This is a genomic window from Pseudoalteromonas ostreae, from assembly GCF_018069805.1.
GTDB lineage: Bacteria > Pseudomonadota > Gammaproteobacteria > Enterobacterales > Alteromonadaceae > Pseudoalteromonas > Pseudoalteromonas ostreae.
The window spans coordinates 137,246-158,522 of the sequence record NZ_JAGPYN010000012.1 but is presented as its reverse complement, the minus strand read 5'-3'; the positions used below and the strand labels follow the sequence as shown (position 1 = coordinate 158,522).

The 21,277-nt window shown below is 37.3% G+C and carries 30 protein-coding genes; 9 read left to right on the top strand and 21 right to left on the bottom strand.

Going from position 1 to position 21,277, the window contains the following annotated elements; translation table 11 throughout:
* The 3 genes from J7338_RS11720 to J7338_RS11710 form a co-directional block, all read left to right on the top strand.
* The coding region (locus tag J7338_RS11720; protein WP_276529875.1) for a transposase at positions 1 to 312 on the top strand (312 nt) is incomplete at its 5' end.
* Positions 313 to 487: 175 nt separating this feature from the next.
* Positions 488 to 1,513, top strand: a complete 1,026-nt coding sequence (locus J7338_RS11715) for a sensor histidine kinase (protein WP_210797224.1) — start codon at positions 488 to 490, stop codon at positions 1,511 to 1,513.
* Positions 1,483 to 2,187: a LytR/AlgR family response regulator transcription factor gene (locus tag J7338_RS11710; protein WP_275074593.1), complete on the top strand. Its 705-nt coding sequence runs from the start codon at positions 1,483 to 1,485 to the stop codon at positions 2,185 to 2,187. The genes J7338_RS11715 and J7338_RS11710 overlap by 31 nt, the downstream gene beginning before the upstream one ends.
* On the opposite strand, the gene J7338_RS11705 is transcribed toward J7338_RS11710, so the two are convergent.
* Genes J7338_RS11705 through J7338_RS11695 form a run of 3 tightly spaced genes read right to left on the bottom strand, consistent with a single transcriptional unit; the run spans position 2,184 to position 3,807 of the window.
* Positions 2,184 to 2,783, bottom strand: coding sequence for a GDSL-type esterase/lipase family protein (locus J7338_RS11705; protein WP_210797223.1), 600 nt, complete (start codon positions 2,781 to 2,783; stop codon positions 2,184 to 2,186). The two genes, J7338_RS11710 and J7338_RS11705, sit on opposite strands and share 4 nt — an antisense overlap.
* Positions 2,784 to 2,785: 2 nt before the next feature.
* On the bottom strand, positions 2,786 to 3,310 hold the full coding sequence (locus J7338_RS11700; RefSeq protein ID WP_210797222.1) for a DsrE family protein: 525 nt from the start codon (positions 3,308 to 3,310) through the stop codon (positions 2,786 to 2,788).
* Positions 3,311 to 3,342: 32 nt separating this feature from the next.
* A complete protein-coding gene (locus J7338_RS11695; protein ID WP_210797221.1) occupies positions 3,343 to 3,807 on the bottom strand; it encodes a flavodoxin family protein in 465 nt (154 codons plus the stop codon).
* A 95-nt stretch (positions 3,808 to 3,902) separates the two neighbouring features.
* On the opposite strand from J7338_RS11695, the gene soxR reads away from it, so the two are divergent.
* Positions 3,903 to 4,370: a redox-sensitive transcriptional activator SoxR gene (gene soxR / locus J7338_RS11690; protein ID WP_210797220.1), complete on the top strand. Its 468-nt coding sequence runs from the start codon at positions 3,903 to 3,905 to the stop codon at positions 4,368 to 4,370.
* Between the two features lie 233 nt (positions 4,371 to 4,603).
* Complete coding sequence (locus tag J7338_RS11685) at positions 4,604 to 5,053, top strand: protease inhibitor I9 family protein (RefSeq protein WP_210797219.1); 450 nt, start codon at positions 4,604 to 4,606, stop codon at positions 5,051 to 5,053.
* 223 nt (positions 5,054 to 5,276) lie between these two features.
* Here J7338_RS11685 and J7338_RS11680 read toward each other — a convergent pair whose 3' ends face one another.
* Entirely contained in the window at positions 5,277 to 5,711 is a 435-nt protein-coding gene (locus J7338_RS11680) for a GNAT family N-acetyltransferase (protein WP_210797218.1), read from the bottom strand.
* Between the two features lie 9 nt (positions 5,712 to 5,720).
* Positions 5,721 to 6,347, bottom strand: a complete 627-nt coding sequence (locus tag J7338_RS11675; protein ID WP_210797217.1) for a LysE family translocator — start codon at positions 6,345 to 6,347, stop codon at positions 5,721 to 5,723.
* A gap of 88 nt (positions 6,348 to 6,435) precedes the next feature.
* On the opposite strand from J7338_RS11675, the gene J7338_RS11670 reads away from it, so the two are divergent.
* The 3 genes from J7338_RS11670 (at position 6,436) to J7338_RS11660 (ending at position 9,326) form a co-directional block, all read left to right on the top strand.
* Positions 6,436 to 7,830 (top strand): aminotransferase-like domain-containing protein, encoded by a 1,395-nt coding sequence (locus tag J7338_RS11670; protein WP_210797216.1) that lies wholly within the window; start codon positions 6,436 to 6,438, stop codon positions 7,828 to 7,830.
* Positions 7,831 to 8,086: 256 nt separating this feature from the next.
* The gene (locus J7338_RS11665; protein WP_210797215.1) at positions 8,087 to 8,251 is read left to right on the top strand and encodes a hypothetical protein; all 165 of its coding nucleotides are present in this window, start codon (positions 8,087 to 8,089) and stop codon (positions 8,249 to 8,251) included.
* The gene (locus J7338_RS11660) at positions 8,241 to 9,326 is read left to right on the top strand and encodes a rhomboid family intramembrane serine protease (protein ID WP_210797214.1); all 1,086 of its coding nucleotides are present in this window, start codon (positions 8,241 to 8,243) and stop codon (positions 9,324 to 9,326) included. Before J7338_RS11665 ends, J7338_RS11660 begins: the two co-directional genes overlap by 11 nt.
* A gap of 52 nt (positions 9,327 to 9,378) precedes the next feature.
* Here J7338_RS11660 and J7338_RS11655 read toward each other — a convergent pair whose 3' ends face one another.
* Together J7338_RS11655 and J7338_RS11650 are read right to left on the bottom strand one after the other, a co-directional pair.
* Positions 9,379 to 10,575, bottom strand: a complete 1,197-nt coding sequence (locus tag J7338_RS11655; protein WP_210797213.1) for an iron-containing alcohol dehydrogenase — start codon at positions 10,573 to 10,575, stop codon at positions 9,379 to 9,381.
* Between the two features lie 46 nt (positions 10,576 to 10,621).
* Positions 10,622 to 10,981 carry a DUF1294 domain-containing protein gene (locus J7338_RS11650; RefSeq protein WP_210797212.1) on the bottom strand — a complete coding sequence of 120 codons (360 nt, stop codon included), beginning with the start codon at positions 10,979 to 10,981 and terminating at the stop codon, positions 10,622 to 10,624.
* Positions 10,982 to 11,031: 50 nt separating this feature from the next.
* Here J7338_RS11650 and J7338_RS11645 point away from each other — a divergent pair, with 50 nt between their 5' ends.
* Positions 11,032 to 11,559: a hypothetical protein gene (locus J7338_RS11645; protein ID WP_210797211.1), complete on the top strand. Its 528-nt coding sequence runs from the start codon at positions 11,032 to 11,034 to the stop codon at positions 11,557 to 11,559.
* 111 nt (positions 11,560 to 11,670) lie between these two features.
* On the opposite strand, the gene J7338_RS11640 is transcribed toward J7338_RS11645, so the two are convergent.
* From J7338_RS11640 to J7338_RS11575, 14 genes are all read right to left on the bottom strand, one after another.
* Complete coding sequence (locus J7338_RS11640) at positions 11,671 to 12,186, bottom strand: DUF6795 domain-containing protein (protein WP_210797231.1); 516 nt, start codon at positions 12,184 to 12,186, stop codon at positions 11,671 to 11,673.
* Positions 12,187 to 12,361: 175 nt separating this feature from the next.
* Complete coding sequence (locus J7338_RS11635) at positions 12,362 to 13,024, bottom strand: hypothetical protein (protein WP_228732973.1); 663 nt, start codon at positions 13,022 to 13,024, stop codon at positions 12,362 to 12,364.
* 188 nt (positions 13,025 to 13,212) lie between these two features.
* A complete protein-coding gene (locus J7338_RS11630) occupies positions 13,213 to 13,479 on the bottom strand; it encodes a hypothetical protein (protein WP_210797210.1) in 267 nt (88 codons plus the stop codon).
* Between the two features lie 99 nt (positions 13,480 to 13,578).
* Complete coding sequence (locus J7338_RS11625) at positions 13,579 to 14,169, bottom strand: SEL1-like repeat protein (protein ID WP_210797209.1); 591 nt, start codon at positions 14,167 to 14,169, stop codon at positions 13,579 to 13,581.
* A 16-nt stretch (positions 14,170 to 14,185) separates the two neighbouring features.
* Positions 14,186 to 14,935, bottom strand: coding sequence for a ChaN family lipoprotein (locus tag J7338_RS11620; protein ID WP_210797208.1), 750 nt, complete (start codon positions 14,933 to 14,935; stop codon positions 14,186 to 14,188).
* A 173-nt stretch (positions 14,936 to 15,108) separates the two neighbouring features.
* Positions 15,109 to 16,281: a lipase family protein gene (locus J7338_RS11615; RefSeq protein WP_210797207.1), complete on the bottom strand. Its 1,173-nt coding sequence runs from the start codon at positions 16,279 to 16,281 to the stop codon at positions 15,109 to 15,111.
* Positions 16,282 to 16,298: 17 nt separating this feature from the next.
* Entirely contained in the window at positions 16,299 to 16,814 is a 516-nt protein-coding gene (locus J7338_RS11610; protein WP_169018692.1) for a DUF6795 domain-containing protein, read from the bottom strand.
* A 124-nt stretch (positions 16,815 to 16,938) separates the two neighbouring features.
* Complete coding sequence (locus tag J7338_RS11605; RefSeq protein WP_210797206.1) at positions 16,939 to 17,382, bottom strand: hypothetical protein; 444 nt, start codon at positions 17,380 to 17,382, stop codon at positions 16,939 to 16,941.
* Positions 17,360 to 18,250 carry an N-acetylmuramidase domain-containing protein gene (locus J7338_RS11600; protein ID WP_210797205.1) on the bottom strand — a complete coding sequence of 297 codons (891 nt, stop codon included), beginning with the start codon at positions 18,248 to 18,250 and terminating at the stop codon, positions 17,360 to 17,362. The genes J7338_RS11605 and J7338_RS11600 overlap by 23 nt, the downstream gene beginning before the upstream one ends.
* 174 nt (positions 18,251 to 18,424) lie before the next feature.
* On the bottom strand, positions 18,425 to 18,901 hold the full coding sequence (locus J7338_RS11595; protein WP_210797204.1) for a hypothetical protein: 477 nt from the start codon (positions 18,899 to 18,901) through the stop codon (positions 18,425 to 18,427).
* A complete protein-coding gene (locus tag J7338_RS11590) occupies positions 18,901 to 19,203 on the bottom strand; it encodes a hypothetical protein (RefSeq protein WP_210797203.1) in 303 nt (100 codons plus the stop codon). Before J7338_RS11590 ends, J7338_RS11595 begins: the two co-directional genes overlap by 1 nt.
* A 344-nt stretch (positions 19,204 to 19,547) precedes the next feature.
* Positions 19,548 to 19,814, bottom strand: a complete 267-nt coding sequence (locus J7338_RS11585) for a hypothetical protein (protein ID WP_210797202.1) — start codon at positions 19,812 to 19,814, stop codon at positions 19,548 to 19,550.
* 69 nt (positions 19,815 to 19,883) lie between these two features.
* Positions 19,884 to 20,465, bottom strand: a complete 582-nt coding sequence (locus J7338_RS11580) for a tetratricopeptide repeat protein (protein WP_210797201.1) — start codon at positions 20,463 to 20,465, stop codon at positions 19,884 to 19,886.
* On the bottom strand, positions 20,459 to 21,232 hold the full coding sequence (locus tag J7338_RS11575) for a TraB/GumN family protein (RefSeq protein ID WP_210797200.1): 774 nt from the start codon (positions 21,230 to 21,232) through the stop codon (positions 20,459 to 20,461). Before J7338_RS11575 ends, J7338_RS11580 begins: the two co-directional genes overlap by 7 nt.
* Positions 21,233 to 21,277: the final 45 nt, after the last annotated feature.

The following is a 21,277-nucleotide window of genomic DNA, read 5'->3' as shown; positions in this document are numbered from 1 at the left end:
AAAGGATATTTAAATAAGGCTTTAGAAGCGGATTTGCTCGATAAAGGGGTAAAGCTGATCACGACGGTTCGCAAAAATATGAAGGCAAAAGCAATGTCATTATGGGATAGAGCGATGCTTTCAAAGCGCTTTATAATTGAAACAATTAATGACCAACTCAAGAATATATCCTTCATTGAACATTCGAGACATCGGAGTATGAACGGCTTTATGTTGAATTTAGTGGCTGGATTGGTGGCTTATTGTTTGAAAGAAAATAAGCCACACCTTAATTTAACTGACGTAGAGCTTAACGCATTAGTTATCGCTTAAGCAGAACTGAGGTTATTTAGCACCACAAGGCTGGGCCTTATGTACGGCAGCAAGCCTAACATGGCTGATATCTCAACGTGTTGTCACTCAGCCTTCACTCAATAGCAAACGGCTAAGTTCATTAATATCATTGGATAATGTAGTGTTACTCACTCTTTTGAGCTGGTGTTTTCTAATGGCTGGGGTACTTAATACACATGAAGAACCACTATTAAATCAACCATTTGATTTAATTTTTGACCCAAGTAAAGTCGTCCCGCAGTTTGGTCAATTTATCACTTATTTTTGGCAACTAGGCGTTTATACTGCAATTGTTTACGGGTTGTATTTATTTAACCGATACTTTCTCATTCGCCACTTGCTTGCTGTTCACGGCGTATTTTTGTTTGTAGCCGTTTGCGTTATTGTAATGCTGGTATTAACACCTTTGTTGATAGCTGCCGTTCTATCGCTACCCATTAATGACTTACCCCACGGCGTTGCTAACCTCACACCAAGTGGGGATCAAAATATTTTTAGTAAGTTTAATTATCAGTTTATGCTGCTTTTTCTTGTTATAAGTACCCCGATTATTTTAGCCTTTGAGCGTCAACAGCAACACAGCAAGTTAAATGAAGTCGCTAAACAGCAAACTCAAACCGAACTAAAATTACTCCAACAACAAGTTAACCCTCATTTTTTATTTAATACATTAAATAACTTATATGCACTTACGCTGACAAAATCAGAACAAGCACCACAGTTAGTGCTGCATTTGGCAGACTTACTACGCTACACAGTGTATGAAGGGCAAAAGTCATCCATGCCACTGGCAAAAGAGCTAGACTACCTTAAGAATTTTATTGAATTACAAAAAATAAGAAGTGCGAATAAGTGTAAGTTTAACCTTGTTTGGCCATACAATTTTGACGACCTCACAATCACACCGCTGCTGTTGATTATTATTGTTGAAAATGCCATAAAACATGGGGTTGAACCCGCAAGCGACAAAACACACGTATCAATTGAAATAACAATCAATAACAATATCTTAACGCTTTATTGCACCAACCCAATACCCGCTCGAGTAGTAAAAAAAGAGCAAGGGATGGGGCTCGTTAATTTACAAAAAAGACTACAACTTTTATACCCTAATAAACATTCACTAATAACCCGTGAGCAGGATGCAATGTGGCAGACAATACTGACCTTGGAGCTGTAAAAATGATAAAAGCCATCATTGTTGATGACGAGCCATTGGCGCATCAAGTGCTACTGCATCATTTAACAGCACACTCCAATATAAATGTGGTAGGCCAATACTATAGCGCTAAGGATGCCTTATGTGTGCTTGCCGAACCAGGCATTGATTTAGTGTTTCTCGACATTAATATGCCAGAGTTAACAGGGCTAGAGTTATTAAAGGCGCTCGCTAACCCGCCGCAAGTAATTATTAATAGTGCCTATCAAGAGTATGCTCTAGCTGGGTTTGATTTAAATGTCACAGACTACTTGCTCAAACCCGTTTCAGCGTCAAGGCTAGAGCAAGCTCTCAGCAAAGTGTGTCAACGTGCACTACCTCTAGAGCACCAGTCCAAAGATATAACGCTTAAAGTAGACCGAGAAAAGCGAAAATTCGCGTTAGACACTATTGAATATATTGAAGCTTACGGTAATTATGTAAAGTTACATCAAGCTGACTCTTTTATCCTTGCCACAACAACACTTAAGCAACTGAATGAACAGCTAGCAGGTACATTTATACAAATTCATAAGTCGTATTTAATTAACAAAAACAAAGTGACTGCGGTTAATCATGAGTATGTTGAACTAACTACGGGGGCTGTTGTTAAAATTGGCAAATCATATAAAGAACTCTCTCGCACCCTACTTTAAACTATAGGTAGTAACTGCTTTGCAAGGCAAACATGCTCCTTATACGGCCAATGTACCCCCTCACTTTCACAAGCAGCAATAAGTGAAAAGCCATCGATAAACACACACGCGTGGCGATCAGCGACGCCTTTAAACTCAATAGATAATTGTTCAGCTTTTTTACTTGCACCTGCGTAAATGCTTTTATAACTTCCCACTTCATGAATCTTGGGCGGGCTTATAATGATTATCTTTGGTATTGTTTTACAATGATAAAAGGCTTTAATGGCTAAAATCAACTCCTCAAGCGCTTTGCTAATACCGATAGCAGACAGTGCAAAACGGGCTTTTAAATCATTGGTGCCAAGCGCAATAATAACAACATCAACGGTGTGCACTTCAAGGTAAGGTTTTAAATACTTTACGCCTGATTTATCGCCGCTAAATGGCGGGTTATTCACTAAGGTACGATTAGGCTGCCCCGCTTCAATAACGAGGTGCCCTGTACCCAACAACTCTGCCAATATGCCCGGCCAGCGTTCATGCGCAGGCAGCCGCTTTCCATCAACGGGTGATATACCAAAGGTATTGGAGTCGCCAAAACAAAGAATATTCATGTTTAAAATGGGTTCAGCGTATAGCCTTTTTGCTGTAACTGGGCGTGGGCGGTCATTGCTGAAAGCGCCATTTTCACTCCAGGAATGAGTTGCTCTGCTGCTACCTTCATATGCATTGCCGACTGCCCGCACACATATACCTGCGTGTTATTAGAAAGTAGCTGTTTAATTAAAGACTGGTTTTTATTATCAACATCAAAGCGGCTTTTATAAACGCTGTTTTCCAGCATATCAACGCTCGCGCTACCGTGTACAACGAGAGCTAGCTGGATGTTTTCCGGCTTTACACCATGGGCAACATGCATATTAATAAAACGCGCTAACGAATTTATAGGGTTATTTTGCTCGCCATGTTTTGCACCATCCCCCACATCAAAGGCAATTTTAAACTGCGCTTGGCTTAAGTCTGATACATGAGCTGGTACATTGTAAAAATAACCAAAGTCATTGATAACAGGAGTTGGCTCAGCAGCGATCGTTGTTAAGCTAGTTGCAAGAAGGCCAAAGCCTAAAAGTGAAGTTTTCATAAATCATCCTTTTTTGTTTAGCCTACCCGTATTTAACCAGCCTGTACATGTGAATGAGCTTTAAAAGTCATTCCTAAATAATTGAAGGTATGTTTAAACATATCCAAAAATGCATCAGGTGCAGAAGGTGATGCTGCATTAGACAATAGTGAAAACTGTTTTTGACGTAAAGTTCTAAGCTTCGGTTTTAACGCCTCGTCATCCATGTAATCTGTGATCCTATCCATAAATGCTTTCATTTGTGGCGTGGTGTTATACCAGTACACAGGGGATGCGAACACCCAATGTTCGTAGCGAAGTAACACTTCAAACAAATTATAAAAATCATCATTGTGATACTGCTTATCGTAGCGATAAGGTGAAATAACATAATCATCTAAGCAAAAAACAATGCCGCTTTGTTGCTTACTATAGGCATTAACTTGCGCCGTAGTATTACCGTTTTTACGGCCACTTGAATAAATAATAGCGGTGTTATGCATTGATTTTTCTTGCATTTTAATTCTCCTTTTTTATGGTTGCAAAGAGCATAAAACCTCAAGTATGATTGAGGTCAACCGTCAAAATTAATTTTCTAAAAAAGAAGAAAGCTATGACCGATCAACAAAAAAAGCTTGTTGAAGCTAATTTAACTGTGGGCTTTGTAGCTAAACGCAGCGGCGTAAAAGTCTCCGCGCTACACTTTTACGAAACCAAAGGCTTGATCCGCAGCTGGCGGAATAACGGCAATCAACGCCGTTATAAGCCTGATGTACTGCGCCGTGTGGCGGTCATCAAAGCAGCGCAAGCAATGGGCATTACTCTTGAAGAAATCAAACAAACCCTCGCCACTTTACCTGATAAACGTACCCCCACTAAAGAAGATTGGTCGGCATTATCAAAAAACTGGCAAGCACAACTTGATGAACGTATTGCTTTTATGCAGCGCCTACGCGACAGAGTCGACGGCTGCATCGGCTGCGGTTGCTTGTCAATGACAAAGTGCCCGATTTACAATAAGGACGATTACTTAGGCGATACCCAAAGCGGGGCTGTGCTTTTGAATAACTCTCAAGAATAATCCTGCCAAAAATAACAATACGCTCAATTTTAAAAACACTTAAATTCACATAATTGCACTAAAAAGCAAGTGTTTGATTCATAATAAGGCTACAAAAAACCAAAACAGTTACACTTGATTGTACGTGTTTGCAACCTGGTTAAACTAAAGCTAATAAAATGCTTACTTATCGCTAATTAAAGCTATCTTTTGGAGTGCGTTTCAAACAATAACTATCCAAAAAGGATTAAACAATGCGTAAACTAAGTACTCTAAGTCTTGCTGTATTAGTCAGTTTAGCAGCAGTGCAAACTCATGCAGCAGAACTAATGTCTGTCGACACAAGCCGCGCGATTGAAGGTAAATATATCGTTGTATTTAAAACTCCCTCTGTTTTGAATGTTCAAAGTAGTGATGTAATAGCAGACTTTGCCAGCTCACAATCAGCAAGTTTAAGTAACCTATATAACATCGATGTGGCTCAGGAATTTGGCGGCATTTTAAACGGTGTTGTTGTCAATGCGTCAGATAAAACAATTCAACAAATGCTTAGCAATCCGAATTTTGACTACATTGAACAAGATCTCCCTCTCAATTCAAATTACTATTATGATTTTGATGGGTCTGGCGTAACTGCGTATGTCATTGATACAGCTGCACGTATAAGCCACAATGAATTCGACACTAGCTGTTGCTCTACATAAAAAATGACTAACGCAGTTAGCGTTTTAGTTAGCCCGCTAGAATGGTTAAATATTTAAGTCGATTAGTATAATAATATGGCCTATTTTTATAGGCCGTATTATTTATTGATGCTCTCTAAAGTGCTCACATTTTTAATAAAACGGCTATAAATAGAGAATAAAGAGTTCTGCTGAAAAATAATAAGAGTATTTAACTGCACGCATTAAAACGCTCAATTCATACTTAATTTTGCCGCTGTAATAATGTTGAGTACCCGCCAACTAAACACTTTTCCATTACGAGATTGGGGTTTGCTTGGCTTTGAAAACCAAATTGTTGATAAAGTGAATGAGCGTCTTTTGTTGCCAGTGTAAAACGGCGTAACGATTGCAATTCAGGATGGTTCATTACATGATCCATCAGCTTTTTACCCAACCCTTGACCTCTAAATTGCTCTAACACAAATACATCCAGTAAATTTGCAAAAGTGGCTTGGTCAGTCACCACTCGTGCAAATGCCAATAGTTGTTTATTTTCAATTAATGCAAAGCACAGCGAGTGTGCGAACGCTTTTTCTAACCGTTCGCGACTAATGTCTTGACTCCAATAACTTCGCTCAGATAAAAACTCAAACGCTTGGGTAAATTGTTGTGGTGACAATTGGTGAGTAAATTTCATTTTGTTTCCCTACTGAATATTTGCATCAGAAAGAAAAACCAAAGGAATTGATGCCGCAAGAAACAGCGACATCGCCCAATTAAATCGTTTAAAAGTATTTGGCTTATTTAAAAATTGTCGCATGTATTTGCCAAAATTCACCCAGAACAAACCTGAGCAAGCGGCAACAAGGTTAAAAATAACCACGCCCAAAATTGCAGAAGGCCAATAGGCACTGCCAGGTAAAGTAAGTGCAGTACAAAGTGCCATTAACACCGCGTATGACTTAGGATTAATCAACTGAAAAAACATGCCTTGAAAAAAGTTTAAGGGCCTTGCTTGAGCATTTACGCCCTTTACTTGAGAGCTACTAGCCACCTTGTATGCTAAATATAAAATATAGCCACTAGCACAAAGCTGTAAAAAAAAATGCAATTTTGGCTGTATTAAAAAAAGTTTCCCTAATCCTAGTAGCATTGCTAAATGCATTATCGTCATGCCAACCCGAATACCCAATAGGTGCGGTAGGGTTTTAGTCACACCAAAATGTGTGCCTGAGTGAGTAAGCAAAATATTATTAGGACCAGGCGTGATTGAGGCAGCAAAACAAAATAAAATGAGAGCTGGTGCAAGCTCAAAAACATTAACTGTATTCATAATGATTAATTGTATTGATACAATATTGTAGTTGTTTAATAGCTATTACTTGTCATACTTATATAAAATCATCAATACTTTTATTGTTATGAATACAATTTACGAAGCTGATCGCACTCTGTTTAATCGTCTATGTGACACACAACCCAAGTATCGTGCATTAGCCGCTGTAATTGAACATGCTATTGACAGCAAAACACTGGCTTTTGAGCAAAAACTACCAGCCCAACGGCAGCTCGCTGACAGCTTAAAGATTACACATGGCACGGTAACTCGTGCTTATGCATTACTTGAGCAACGAGGGCTGGTTACTGCAAAATTAGGAGCTGGCACTTTTGTAAGTAAAGTCGTTGAGTTAAGTCATTTTGAGAGCAGCACTGACTTTGCCTCAAGCATGCAACCAATGATGGGGCAGCAACATGTTATGAGGAATGCCCTGCAATCGCTATCAGAGGATCAAAGTGCATTAACTGATGTGATGGTGTATAAACTCAACGGGCTTGCCTCACATCAGCGCTTTTTTAAACAATGGCTGGTAGATAAAGGCTTTGATTGCTTAAATCATCCGCTGATATTTACCCAAGGCGCTCAGCAAGGAATATTCACAACACTAGCAACTCTGTGTGATAGTGGCGATACAGTTATCGCAGAATCTATGTGTTACCCAGGTTTTTATCATGCTTGTCATTCACTCAAACTATCATTAGCGCAAGTCAATATACATAACGAAGGGATTGATCTTACGCAAATTGAAGCATTATGTAAGTTGCGCACAATTAGAGCAGTGTATATTACGCCAAACTGTCAAAACCCCACAAATATTCGCTATAGCAGTGACAATTTGAACGCCCTGCTGGCATTGAGTCGTCGGTATAATTTTTTCATCATTGAAGATGATGTAAATTACTGTTTGCCTGAATATTGGCGATTACCATTATGGCAGCAAGCACCGGATCGGGTGTTTTATATTTCAAGCTTTTCAAAATATTTTGCAGGCGGACTACGAGCTGGTTACTTATTGCCTCCACAACTTTGGGAGCAACCGATTTTAAAACAACTTCATAGTCAATGTTGGGCTGTATCCTCAATGAATTTTGAGTTAATAATGCGCGCCATTAAAAGTAACGAGTTTGCTTATAATCAAACCAAACTTGCAGATGAAATACGCTATCGTATTGGACAAATAAAAAAGCTGCTTGAAACCTATGAGATAGATGCTCAGTTTGCCAGTTTAAATGTGTATATTCGCTTAGCCCAGTCGCAGAATATGTTTGAGTTTTGCAGTGTATTAAAAGCGCATAAAGTAATAGTAAGGACCCTCGATGCCTTTATTCGAGACGTTCCAGCCCTAAAAACAGATAATCTAAATGGTATTCGTCTTACTTTAGGTGGGCCAGCAACTCGGGCCGAATTTGATTTAGGCGTAACCCGCATAGAAGCCGCTTTAAAGCAAATTAATCAAGCGTTTGAGGTCGTTATATGAAAAATGGGGTATACATGGGCTTTCGTCAGCTTTAAATGAGCCAACTTTTGGTTTTTATAATACAAAATAACCACTGTATTCTGGCAAAGTAATACTTCTAAACAATAAAAATAAATCCATCCTCTGTGTATTTCTTCTAATTCAAAATATTTTACATAAAATATTTAACAAATTACTAGCAACGGATTGTTAAAACAAAAAAATTCAAGTAGCCTAGCGCGCTCAAAAAGGAAGCTACCGCAGAAGGAATAAACACTTGGACCCAACACAACCCGTCACAGAAGATAGAGCAGCTGCGCCTAAACCTAAATTGGCTGAAGCATTACCTCAACTAAAAACTAGTGCATTAAATTTACAACAAGAATTACAACAAAACGATATTATTATCGGCTCATTAAAGGACGCTGATAATGCCAACTAAACGCTGCCCTCACTGTAAAGATCACCCGTTAGATGTTACTCATTATCAAGGCGAAGAGATAGATATCTGTCGCGAATGCGGTGGCTTATGGTTTGAAAAAAACGAAGTTAACCGGATGATTGCCGAAATCAACGAAGGTCCTATTGGTGAAAAATACGAGACTCATTTTGGTGAATCATTAGGTATTTCAAAGCTAGACTGTCCTGATTGCAATAAGAACCTTGAGCGCTTTCATTTACTCGAAGATTTTCATACCGAAATTGATGTTTGCCGTCATTGTGATGGTAGTTGGATTGAAAAAAATCAATTAGAAAGCGTTGAAAACAGTCCAGAGCTCAAAGTAAACCTAGACAAGCTAAACCAAAAAGTTAGTTGGAAAACTTATCTGTTTCAATTTTTAACGCAAATGCCCGTTGAATATAACCTAAAGCCAAAACAAACGCCGTGGGTTACTCGCAGTTTAATTGCCCTAAATGCTATTGTTTTTGCCTTGTATTTTTTCAATGCCTACGCATTCAGTGCCACCCTAGAATTGTTTGCAATGAATCCAAGTAAGATCTCTCAAGGCGAACATTTATGGAGCGTGATTACCTGTGTTTTTTTACATGGCTCAGTAATGCACCTTATTGGTAATATGTACTTTTTATACATTATTGGCGATAACCTCGAAGACGTATTAGGTCATAAAAAGTTTTTAATATGGTATATGGTATGCGGTTTGACGGCGTCTTTTGCTAGCTTTATCGTTGATCCCAGCTCAATTATCCCAAGTGTCGGGGCTAGCGGCGCAATTGCAGGGCTATTTGGTATGTACCTAATGTGGTTTAGGCACGCCAGCCTCACTTTTATGTTTATCATTTATCAAAAAAAATTACCTGCGGTGTGGTTTTTTGTAATTTGGTTAGGGATCAATATTTATGGCATGATTGCAGCACCTGATGGTATCGATTATGGCGCTCATATCGGTGGCTTTATCGCAGGGTTAATGATTGGCTTTGCTCTTAAAGCAAAAATCACTGCACAAAATCCTATGATTGAATTATTAAATCAACCTGAAGCACAGCTAAAACGCTAATTTAACGCGCTTAAACCTTCCCTATCGGTGCTGATGGGAAGGTTTTCATTTATTACGTATTACTCACTACTTTATGAATAATGGCTTGGCATTGAGCTACATTCATAAATTTTGGTACTGGATAGTCCCAGTTAGCCTCTACAATTGCAGCATCAGCAAGCTTAGGTATATCAGCTACTTTTAGCTCTTTTAAATGACGAGGGATAGCTAGATCAATAAGTAACTGCTCTAAGGTGTTTAATAGTATTGCTGCTTTTTCTGCTGGTTTTTGGTGTGATTGTGCTAATTGGCAATGATCAGCAATAGCCGCCAGCTTTTTATCTATACTGGAACCATAAAATTTCAGCACATGCATCAATATCACACTATTTGCTAAACCGTGAGCCGTACCGTATTGAGCGCCAAGTTGATGCGCTATAGCATGCACATAACCTACAGATGTTCGGGTAAACGCTTGTCCTGCATAAAATGAAGCGAGTAACATATTTTCCCGCGCAACTAAGTCATTACCATTTTTATGCGCTGTTAATAAATTTTGTAAAATAAGTTCGATTGCCCGCAATGACTTGTCATCACTAAAAGCAAGGCCATTAGTACCTATGTATGCCTCAAGTGCATGCGTGAGTGCATCGATACCTGTAGCTGCGGTAATAAAATCAGGCACCGTTTGTGTTAGCTCAGCAATTAAAACTGCATCACTTGGTACAAGAGCAAAGTCAGTAGCGGCATATTTTGTTTGCATTTGCGGATCGTTTACCACCGCAGCAACGGTCGTTTCTGAGCCAGTACCTGCGGTTGTTGGAATGGCACATAACGGGGGCAGTTTTTTCAGTACTTTAAACAAGCCTTTTAGCTGCTTAACTGATTTATTAGGTCTTACTGCACGTGCGCCAATTAACTTGGCACAGTCAATTACTGAGCCGCCACCAACGGCGATAATACTATGGCATGTGTATTGCTGATAAAGTGCTAAACCGTTTTCAACATTGCTAATCGTTGGATTAGCATCAACGTCACTAAACAGCTGCCAAGAGATTGCCTGCTCATCCAGCAAAGCTAAAATGGGAGCAACAACGCCTAAATTTTTTAGCGTATTGTCAGTTACAACTAACACAGGTTTATTAGGATTAAGTAATACAAGCCATTGCTTAAACCCGCTATAACCTTGATACAAACGCGGATCAGGAATACCAATAAAAATAACAATACATTTTAAAATAAAATGATAGCAGCGATATAAAAAATACATAAAATCAGACTTTTGTTATTTTTAGGTTACCTGATAGTGCATCAATTTAAAGCAATTGCCAATAATAGGCAGCCCCTAATACAGAAGTATTTATAATGATAGTAAGCCAAAGTACCGCAATAAATGCACGTTTTTGTGATTTATGCCTTAACCATTGCTGAGCGATCAGTGCTCCCGGCCAACCACACATTAATGCTAAAATATGTAAACTACGTTCCGGCACCCTAATAGGCTGATCTGTTGACGCTTTCGCCAAACGCTTATCCCATTTATACACTACAAATGTAATACTGCTTAAAGTGCAATAAACACTGGCAACAAAATGTGCCCAATAGCCAAGCAGGCCGCCAACCACTAGTACAAGTAGAAAACTAACAGAAAAAAGCAACAATGTTTTTTTAATCAATGAACTCTCACCTATACTACAATAAAACAACACTAAAATAGGCTGCAATTATGTCATACCTAAAAACACTTTTACTAACCTTTTGCTTTATCTTTACGGCCGCTATCCACGCCGAATCGACTGATTTAGCTCCAGAGCTTGAAGTATTTCAACCTTACCTCGGCACATGGCAAGCTAACTTTTATATTGCTGATAATAAAACAGAGATTCAAGATGTTGGGCACTGGGAACGTGCGCTCAATGGTAAAGCCATTCGAACTACGCATTCGATCAATGAAGGTGAATACGGCGGTGAATCAATGATTTTTTGGGACAGCAAAAAAAAATTATTGGTATTTTACTACTTCACCACGGCAGGTTTTTATACGCAGGGCACCATGAAAGTATTGAGTCCAACTCAGTTTGTTGCGTACGAAACGGTTACTGGCTCTAAAGAAGGGATCACCAAAGTGAAATCAAGCAGTGATTTTAAAGATAATCAGTTTGTCGTCTCTACTTCTTATTTAAAAAAGGGCGAATGGACAAAACCTGAAAAACGTATTTACACTCGCAGTAACAAACAGGTTATTTTTAAATGAAACAATAAGATCCGCAAAATTCATATTGATTAGGTTAACTCTACGGCCTTGCAAATGATGCTGAGGCTTTCGCTATTGTATCTAGTGTTCGTGCTAACATGTCATAACAAATTACATTTTACATGCACCATATATCGTAAAAAAATGCTCTGGCGCTTCTTCTATCGGTATGTCGTATGTTTGTGGCTCTTTGGCAATATCACACTCTAAGTTAGCGAGTAAGTTTTTTAGGGTATCACTCCCCTCGTACACAGAAACTATTGTGTACCAAAGAATAACTCCCTCAAGCGTGCCATTTTCTAAATAGAGATGCTGAACCAGTGATTCGTTATCAAACATATTAGTAGGCTTACTCGTTTTTATAAATTTATCTGTAAAAGTAAAAAAACCATTATTATCGGTTATTGCTTCATCTTTATATTCATCACCATAAGTAAGCGCACGTACAACCTTCGTATTTGCAACAGGCTGCCCTTTATCAAACAATTGCCCCTTCACCGGAGCCGATAAAACAAAATCCTGCTTATAAAAAAAACCAAGCATATCTGCATAAGCCTGTGTTGTAGTAAAAACAATGATAATAGATACAATTACTAAAAAATAAGCTTTAAAACATGATAAAAAAATATACAAGCTCCCAACTATTAAACTCAAAATACACGTGTCGTATTGCTATTTAATGACGTTTTAAACTCTTAACTATCAGCGTTAATGAAATTGCCATTTCAACTAGAATTCATTCAAATTGGGTACAAAGCGCACTGCAAGCATTTAGAGTAAAAAACAAGCAATAAATCTTTCACTAAAAAAACACTTCATAAACCAGCTTACATATAATGCTAAACCCAAGTCCCATCATTAATATATAGCCATACAAAATAGCAATAGCGCCACCCGATGCATCCCCTATTTTGTCTATTTCAATACATGTAGAACACACTATAAAAAAGATAAAAAAGTTAGCAATTAAGCCTAATATATAAGCTTCGCCAAATAGTGGGGAAATACCGACTAAAATAGCACTTAGCATAATAAGTATGCCTGAAAGCGCCTCCTTCAGAGAAAACTTGTACTCAATAATTTTGAGCACTAAGGTCACGACCATTAATGCTAAAAAATAAACCGTAGGTTTAAACTGGCTGTATAAATAATCCACACTAAACATTTGGCTAATCGTCAATGAGGGCTCTTTAGCTGGGCTTAAGTCTTCTGTTATCGCGTTTGAAGCGTCATCGGTAAAAAAATACGCTACCGCGACAATAATTAACTTTATCATTCCAAAAAAGATAAAACTGGCGACCATAAACCCTATTGAATCGTCTCTGGTCAATCGCTTATTTGCTTTACTTTCTACAATTTTAGCTAGCAATACACCCAATAAGCACACACTACCTAAATAAAGCAGCGCTACCCAAAACTGGTCAAGGTAAAAAACCGATAAGCCAGGGGCGATAAATAAAAACATTGAATCTTCATTATCTAACGAGCTTTTGGGCTCAACGCTGTGTTTTGATTGTTTAAAAAGTGCTAAATAAACAAATAATGGCTGCAAAAACAGCATTCAAATGCAGATATTTATAAGAGTCATTCATCATCCTTGATTAGTTGTTTCAATGCTCTCTGCCAATCTCAGAGTTTAAATAATTAAAACGGTTAACAATTTATCTTTTGAAAGTAGGTTTTAAGCTTTAATAAGCCCGACTCAAGCTCAAACTTTTGTATTTTAGGGTTTTTAAACTTAAACCCGTTTGATATATGAGTATTGATCATCGTCGCCATGCCTTCAAAACCCGCAGGCGCACTTGCGACTAAATCGCTTAATAATGGTTGAATAAGCTCTTGATGCTCTTCAATTTTGGTTGGATCCTCGTAAATATCGTATACAAGGTTGGTCAGTGTTTGTTGGTGTTGTTGTTCCATAGTTGTTCTATAGCGCCTATATTTCGGCGTTTATAGCTCCTTGCTAATTTCAATTAAATTTTTCGTATTGATAAATCTATAAATTACTACAATCGTAATTTATTGTTCTGAATCTACAGGTATGCCTGCTTCATTCATTTGTTTTTTCAATATAGCGTCTTTATTTTCAATATAATTATTTTCATCAAAAAAACGTTTATGTTCAGCTGCCTTTTCAAAATTACCTAATTCTGTATATATCAAATAAAGATCTTCATGAGTAGCTGCTACTCTCATTTTTTCTTCTTCGATACCTTTGTTGTCGTTTAAGTATTGATTGTATAAAGTAATCGATTTATGCAAATTCTGGGGAACAAAACGTCCGGACTCATATGCAAAAGCTAATGCTAAAATCCCATCAGGTTCGCCATTTTCAGCATGTTTTTGAGCTTCAGCGATATAGCGGCTTCCATCACCTGTATGTAGAGCTATAACTTCGAGTGCCTGCCAGTACCCCACTTCATAAGCTCTTTCACACCACATTTCGAGCTGGCTAGGCGCATACATCAAACTTTTTTTGCATTGTAGCATCACAGTATTTTTAGGTAAATTTGGATCATTAATATCATGCTTTGGGAAAAAAGTTCCGGCAAAAGATCGGGGGCATAGCACCACTGTAAAGCACAAGATAATCACAATTATCTGGTTCATAACTATATCCCTTTGATTAAATGCCATTCTCTGGTAAATGAACTTGATAACTTTTCACTGCACTTTTAAATGGAAAGCCTTCTCTATAAAAGTATTGACGTTTAAGCTCTACTTTTTCATCTGAGTAACCTTTGCAACTCCTTTGCGAATAACAGGCTGTACCACCAATAAAATCTATAAACCTGATTGTTGATACGCCACCCACCTTAACAAGAGTATCTAACCCCTCCTGATAACCAGCAGCCCTTACTGCATGCCAGCGATGCATATAAGCAACTACACGGTTTTGATTCGACTGATTTAAAATAGCATTTATATTTTGAGCCCAAACCAAATTTCTTACTGTGTGACTATCAAAGCATTTTTTTGCTTCAGCATAATCAAAACCACAGGAAGCATCAATTGCATCCATTTCTTCTAAGGTCAAATCCAGAGCGATAATTTTTAAACCTACTTCTCTAGCGGCTTTGACTAATTCACCATAAGCTTGAGGTACTAAATAACCCCTAGCCCAGTATTCAGTAAAGTATTGCTGAATAAAATTGAAGCCACTACCTGTGCGTTGATAAAGCTCAACTTTATCTTGCATAGAGCGAGGTAACATTTCCATGGCAAAATAAGTAAAACCTACTTTTTTAAGTTCCTTGAGTGCTTTTATCGCCTCAAATTTATAAATAGCAGGGTTATGACTCGATTCGCCCAGCATCACTAAACGCGCATTGCCGGCCATTGTTCTGTAATTTACATCCGTGTTTATTTTATTCATTACCTATCCTTGTTTTTTATTTATGTGATACAGCTACTTTAGATGTGAGTAGAAACAATAATTAGAGATTTTTTAAATTTACACCAATTGAAATAGGTTTCTTTCAATTCTTTATATCTCATCTTATTTATTATTTAAGTGGCTCAGAAGTTATCTGAGCCTTTAAAACAATGTTAGTATCCAATACCCATGTAAGGAGATACTTTTACAGCTGCTATCACTACCTGATTTAGTTTTTCTAACATCCAATACAAAATTCGCTTAGCTTGCGCGTATGTATAATCAACAGCTATCACGCCAGGCTTCCCAACAAAGTTAAGAATATGCCCTAATAACCCCTGACAATCTTCAGCATATTTAGATGACATTTTAGATATTTCAACCAGGCTACGAGCTAAAGCATCATAAATAGTTAGCGTTCCAGCAACCACACCTTGAGCAAGAACACTGGTGATTTTGCCACTTTCTCTTAGTAACGTTAGCAAAGCACTCGTTATTTTTTCAGCCCAATGAGCATTAAAAGAAGCATGGTGGCGATTGTTGTATTTTAGACGTGTCATCGTTAAGTTAGATAAAGAGCCCTTTTCCATACTCTTATAATCAGGATAAAGCGATGCGGTATTAATATACCCAGGCGCATTTCCTGCCATTTTATGTGCTGCACCTGTAAGTGAAACGCATGTGCTTATTCTGTACTCATTCCCTGCATGAACAAATGGCCAAACAGGAACCATAGGCACAGGGTCACTTCGGTGTACTGCCCTATAAATTCCATTTAGGCTGGTTTCACTTTGAATAGCAAAAGGGTTATGACCAACTCTTGGAGAACCAAAAGTGTATAATTTTACAGGCACTTTATATTGCGCTTTAATCCAATTTGCAGCTAACGTTGCTAATGCCCCACCAAGGCTATGGCCAACACAATGAACCGGGCGACCACCTACCTTACTCAATATAGCTTTTAACTGAGGCTTGATAGACTCAAAAGTACGGTTAAACCCAGCATGAACTGCTTTATAATTTGGCCCAACAGTTAAACCACAATGTAAATCCGTCAAAGTATCAGCAATACCTGCTGTACCGCGAAAAGTTAGTACAACTTCACCTTTATGGGCGCCTTCTTTAGAACCAATTCCAAAAAAGCCAAAACCCGTTGCATGATTTAGCACGTGCTCAGCTACAGTACCTGAAACTCCAGTAAAAGCAGATTTTTTTGAATCAAATACAAAGTGCTTACTTATTATTCTACTCGGCTCTATATTTGATGAGCTCTTTGATACTGCTGCAATACTATCATATGCGAATTCAGCTAATTGTGCCGCTACACTTGGCGATAAAATATTCATGTAAATTCCTTTTCTATTTAAAAATCTTTAAAGTAATCTTCGCTATCTTCTATCTCATAAATTTCAAAATCATGTTCCCATCTACAAATACTTGAACCATCAAACTCCAAATTTGGATTTTCATGATTAGGAAAAACAAAGTTTACTTCTGTAGAATCTAAATCAGCATTTAAACTGCTCAGCTTTTGTTTGTATTCACTAGGCTCACTTATTCCGCTTAGCTTTGAACCCCAAAGCTTGTATTTTTTATCAGCATATACAGCCGTAATAGTTTGATAAGTAACCTCATGCGAGAACATATCACCGGGTATTTTTGATTCAATAACGACTTCAGGTAAATAAAATGAACCATCAGGAGCTGTTATTACCTGATCTTCTTTTTCAACTTTGTGTGCAAATTCTAGAGTGCGATTTATTAAAGCACCCTCAACTGGATTACCGTTTAAAGTAATAATCCCTTTAACTTCAGAGCACATGTGTACACTGTATTTTTTTATTAAACCAAACATAGTGGCTTGGGCCTCTGTATTCATAATTTTTCAAAATGAAAAGTTTTTACTTAGTAAAACTACTAAATAAACATCCCCGGGGCAAGCCCTTCTGCTACGCAGAACTCACTTCGTGAGCGGGGTATTTCGTCCTCGCGATTTGAATTGGCTAAAAATCTTCAATAGAAGCTAATTTACTCATAGCAGTACTGTCACAAACCCAGTATTTTTTTGTGTCTTTCATTTGTAGTGTGACTGTTTTTTCCTTTGTTACTGCATCAAACTCCTCGCTATAGTAATCACTCACTATAACTTCAATTCCATCATCACTAAAAGTCAAGCTATGCTCAGTAACTAAAGAGCGATGATAGCTCGATTTTTTTACAGTTTTAAGGTCCATTAAATCAATAGCTGTGGGAGCATTTATAGTGAATTTATCTAAGTGAAGTTTATTACCTACTTTACTAACAACCAGCTCAATGGGTGTAGGCTCATCAGTATTACATTTAAATATAACTTGCGAACTACTTTGAGCTGCATTGCATGACGCAATAAAGATCAAGGGAATAGCCAAAATAAACTTTGCGACGTTACTTTTTATCATACTTTTCAAATGCCTTCTGTAGTTTAATATCATACTTATTTTGTGTATACTGCGCGCCATTATAACCCTTAGCAAATGCAGCCCAATTTAATGTCAATAAATACTTATCTAACCCTTTACTCTTTACAAAACTAACAAACGCATCAAGCTGCTTTCTTTCAGAGTTAAACATTGCTTTCACAAACTGTTCAACACTTGCAAAACCAGACGCACTGTAGTTAAATCCCATGATTTGAAAACGCCCCCAAGAAGCTGCTTTTAAGGCCTCAACAACGTTCAATTCCATTGCTTTTTCGAGCCTTGCATATTCCTGAGATCCTCCAGTATATAAACTACGGTTCCAGCTTCTACTAGAGATAGATGGATGACTTGTATCATAAATATGATTTGTCAGACGAGAGAAAATATGAGCTTCAAACAGAATCTTCGGCTTGCCATTTGAGAAAAATGCGTCACCTGATGACTCAACTTCAGCGACTGCTTTTATAGCTGCAACTTTACAACCAAGCTCCTTGGCAATATCTTGATAATCCGACTCTGATAACTTTTGAACATCTGTACAGGCAATTGGTAGCTTAAAGTTATTTTTAACTACCATGGCTATAAGCTTTTCATTAATTTTGCGAAAAGTAGCATCATTCGGATTTATTTTCCCATCAGGGCGAACCATGTTTAATACTTTACTTTGAAATAACTTTATAGCGGCTACGGTTTTAGAGTTTTCAAGGCGAGGGTTTAACCGACCATCTACAACTAAAGCTTGTGTAGGTGGGATAAGTTTTAGTAATTTATTCAACGCCGTTTGTACAGTTTTTACATCATTTAAGCTATTATGCCCGCCCAATCCAACAGATTGAGTTATTCTGATTGATGACATTTTAAAATCCTTTTTAATATTAGTTTTTACGTGATTGAGTGTCTCTAGCATCCACTTATCAAAATAATTTCATCTTTTATTAATAATACAAAGCCTAGCCCATTAGTTTCCTTTTTGGCTTTTATAGTTCTATCAATTTTAAATAAAGAAGATAGTTAAATATTAGCAATAGCTTTACTTTCTCTTTCTGCTTCCTTTAGCCATCTCTTTTTGAACAGCGGCCCGAGCATCTTTTATATCTTTAAAAAAGTTATATTGATATTTAATTAAGCCTTGGTATTTATTTCCTTTAATTAGATAAAAAGACAGCAGCATAAAGGCTATATTAGTAACTGTAGCTATATGATAACTACTTCCCTCTAAAATTATAAATGATGGTAAGCAAATCAAAGCTAAAAATAGAGCATAGTATTTCAATATCTTTGCACATAGAAAAGAGCCTTGGCTAACTTTAAAGTTAAAAAAGCAAAACATAATTCCAACGGAAAACAAAATGCCCAACAGCCACTCAGGACTTATATCAAAGTACTGTGTTAACAATGTCATTCCTGTATAAACAGTTCCCATAAGTAAGAGAACTGTTACTAATAAGAACTTACGTAAAAGCTTCAATGGGGGGAATAATAAAAACACCTCATCGTTTTTAAACACTATAAACTTCCCAATAAGCATAGAAGTATAAATATTAATACAGGGGCTACTTTAAAAAGCACTTGAGGAAAATAGCTTGCTTGACCCCATGTAACAAAATACCTATCTTCTTTTGGTAATTCTGACACGACTCGCAGGTAAACAATCATATATGTTATTGAGCCAATCAGCCAAAGTGCTATACCACCTAATTGAGATAATGCAACAGAATATAGCGAAGCAGGAAATGGCAATAAAAACGAGATTACATATACAAGTGCATAAAATTCCACTTTATTTTTTTGCTTATCACTAAAAAACAAATCATTCCCTCTACATTAGCTCGCTTAAATAAGCGTATCGACTTACATATTTCATTACAACTTTAATCTTATAGTTATCTCTGCGTGTTGAGTGTGGTTACTCAAAACTGCGTAAACACATACATCAATACAAAACACCTTTCGAGCTTAAGCAACTTATCTTCAACTCAGCCTCTGTGATAATTGAGGGTTGACCTGTAGAGTGCTCATCACCATACAAAATGCACGCCGAACGAAACGCTATATAAAGTGGTAGTACTTTGTTTACTAAACTGCAAAATTAGAATAGGTGTCTAGTTTATTCGTGCTCTCTGCCAATCTCAGAGTTTAAATAATTAAAACGGTTAACAATTTATCTTTTGAAAGTAGGTTTTAAGCTTTAATAAGCCCGACTCAAGCTCAAACTTTTGTATCTTGGGATTTTTAAACTTAAACCCGTTCGATATGTGAGTATTAATCATCGTCGCCATGCCCTCAAAGCCAACAGGGGCAGTTGCAATTAAATCGCTAAGTAAAGGCTGAATAAGCTCTTGATGCTCGTCAATTTTGGTTGGATCCTCGTAAATATCGTATACAAGGTTGGTCAGTGTTTGTTGGTGTTGTTGTTCCATAGTTATTTCTATAGCGCCTTACGTTTGGCGTTTATAGCTCCTTTAATTTATCTATATTCACTAAATAACTTACTTTTTAGTTAACGCTTTTTCTTTAGCTGACTCTAATAAATTAACAGCTTGTTTTTTATCAAGTTCCAGTGCTGAGTTGTCAATAACATACTGAGCATGTTCAGTTACTGCAAGCCAGTTTTTTTGCGTATAGTATAGTTTTGCTAACTCAAGGTGAGCACTGTTCACCAGAGCATCTACTGTCTCAACATTTAATGCTAAAAGCGCAGAGTATATTGAAATTGCCTTATTAAGATCTTTCTCTACAAATTGTCCATCACGGTATAAGGAAGCAAGTGTAAAATATGCCCTTGGTTCATTGTTTTTAACACGCTGTGTTGCTTCATTTACTAAGCGAGTCCCATCACCTGTATGTAAACTTAAAGGTATTAAGCCTCTCCAGTAGCCCATCTCTATGGCTTTCTCACACCACTCTTCAAGCAGCTCAGGCGCATTAATTAAACTTTTATGGCACTGTTGTACAACAACTTTTACAGCTATATCTGGATCATTGATGTCGATTGAATCATCCCATCGAGGCCCACCAGAGTTGACATTAAATGAAATAAACAGAAAAATCGAAAAAAATACTTTTACCATGTCAAAGTACCAGCAGGTGATATCCTTCTTTGAGGGATATGAACAGTAAAAGAAAGTACAGGCGAAACTTTAAAGGCTCCTTTACGATAAAAATATGTTTCTTTTAATGATTTATCTTCATCTGATTGCCCTTTACAAATATTCGTGTCTGAACAAGTAATTCCACCAATATAATCTATAAGACGAATATTATGAATTTGCATATTAAGCATTAATTGATCTAACCCAAGGTGATAATCACCTGCTTTAAAAGCATGCCAACGGTGCATAAATGCAACAATTCGAGTTGTTTTATTTAACTTCAAACTATTTTGTAAAATATCAGCCCACATTTCATTTCGTTTAATATGAGAGTCTGAACAAGAACCTGTTTCTGCTTTATCCCAGTCACAGCTACTATCAATTTCATCCATCATCTCTATTGGCATATCCAACGGAATAATTTTCATACCTAGGGTGTTGGCAGCTTTAACTAATTCTGCGTAACCTGTGCTCGTTGCACTATTCCAATTCCACTCTTTTTTAAAGTGTTGCTTGATAGCATCGAATCCTTTACCAGTTCGTTGATAAAACTCTATTTTTTCTTTTATTTTTAAAGGAAGCATTTCCATTGCAAAGTGTGTGAATCCAGCAGCCTTTAGCTGTTTTAGTGCTCGTATTGCTTCATATTTATAAGAAGCAGGATTGTGGCTAGATTCAGCAATAATAACCAAACGAGCATTACCAGCCATTGTTCTATAATTTACATCCGTGTTTATTTTATTCATTACATTTCCATATTAGTTTATTTAAATTTAATCATTACTACACAG

Excerpts from the sequence above, each read along its gene's own strand:
- J7338_RS11715 (WP_210797224.1), top strand. The coding sequence starts at position 488 with ATGGCTGGGGTACTTAATACACATGAAGAACCACTATTAAATCAACCA.
- J7338_RS11705 (WP_210797223.1), bottom strand. The coding sequence starts at position 2,783 with ATGAATATTCTTTGTTTTGGCGACTCCAATACCTTTGGTATATCACCC.
- J7338_RS11700 (WP_210797222.1), bottom strand. The coding sequence starts at position 3,310 with ATGAAAACTTCACTTTTAGGCTTTGGCCTTCTTGCAACTAGCTTAACA.
- J7338_RS11695 (WP_210797221.1), bottom strand. The coding sequence starts at position 3,807 with ATGCAAGAAAAATCAATGCATAACACCGCTATTATTTATTCAAGTGGC.
- soxR (WP_210797220.1), top strand. The coding sequence starts at position 3,903 with ATGACCGATCAACAAAAAAAGCTTGTTGAAGCTAATTTAACTGTGGGC.
- J7338_RS11685 (WP_210797219.1), top strand. The coding sequence starts at position 4,604 with ATGCGTAAACTAAGTACTCTAAGTCTTGCTGTATTAGTCAGTTTAGCA.
- J7338_RS11680 (WP_210797218.1), bottom strand. The coding sequence starts at position 5,711 with ATGAAATTTACTCACCAATTGTCACCACAACAATTTACCCAAGCGTTT.
- J7338_RS11675 (WP_210797217.1), bottom strand. The coding sequence starts at position 6,347 with ATGAATACAGTTAATGTTTTTGAGCTTGCACCAGCTCTCATTTTATTT.
- J7338_RS11670 (WP_210797216.1), top strand. The coding sequence starts at position 6,436 with ATGAATACAATTTACGAAGCTGATCGCACTCTGTTTAATCGTCTATGT.
- J7338_RS11660 (WP_210797214.1), top strand. The coding sequence starts at position 8,241 with ATGCCAACTAAACGCTGCCCTCACTGTAAAGATCACCCGTTAGATGTT.
- J7338_RS11655 (WP_210797213.1), bottom strand. The coding sequence starts at position 10,575 with ATGTATTTTTTATATCGCTGCTATCATTTTATTTTAAAATGTATTGTT.
- J7338_RS11645 (WP_210797211.1), top strand. The coding sequence starts at position 11,032 with ATGTCATACCTAAAAACACTTTTACTAACCTTTTGCTTTATCTTTACG.
- J7338_RS11635 (WP_228732973.1), bottom strand. The coding sequence starts at position 13,024 with ATGTTTTTATTTATCGCCCCTGGCTTATCGGTTTTTTACCTTGACCAG.
- J7338_RS11630 (WP_210797210.1), bottom strand. The coding sequence starts at position 13,479 with ATGGAACAACAACACCAACAAACACTGACCAACCTTGTATACGATATT.
- J7338_RS11625 (WP_210797209.1), bottom strand. The coding sequence starts at position 14,169 with ATGAACCAGATAATTGTGATTATCTTGTGCTTTACAGTGGTGCTATGC.
- J7338_RS11620 (WP_210797208.1), bottom strand. The coding sequence starts at position 14,935 with ATGAATAAAATAAACACGGATGTAAATTACAGAACAATGGCCGGCAAT.
- J7338_RS11615 (WP_210797207.1), bottom strand. The coding sequence starts at position 16,281 with ATGAATATTTTATCGCCAAGTGTAGCGGCACAATTAGCTGAATTCGCA.
- J7338_RS11610 (WP_169018692.1), bottom strand. The coding sequence starts at position 16,814 with ATGAATACAGAGGCCCAAGCCACTATGTTTGGTTTAATAAAAAAATAC.
- J7338_RS11600 (WP_210797205.1), bottom strand. The coding sequence starts at position 18,250 with ATGTCATCAATCAGAATAACTCAATCTGTTGGATTGGGCGGGCATAAT.
- J7338_RS11585 (WP_210797202.1), bottom strand. The coding sequence starts at position 19,814 with ATGGAACAACAACACCAACAAACACTGACCAACCTTGTATACGATATT.
- J7338_RS11580 (WP_210797201.1), bottom strand. The coding sequence starts at position 20,465 with ATGGTAAAAGTATTTTTTTCGATTTTTCTGTTTATTTCATTTAATGTC.
- J7338_RS11575 (WP_210797200.1), bottom strand. The coding sequence starts at position 21,232 with ATGAATAAAATAAACACGGATGTAAATTATAGAACAATGGCTGGTAAT.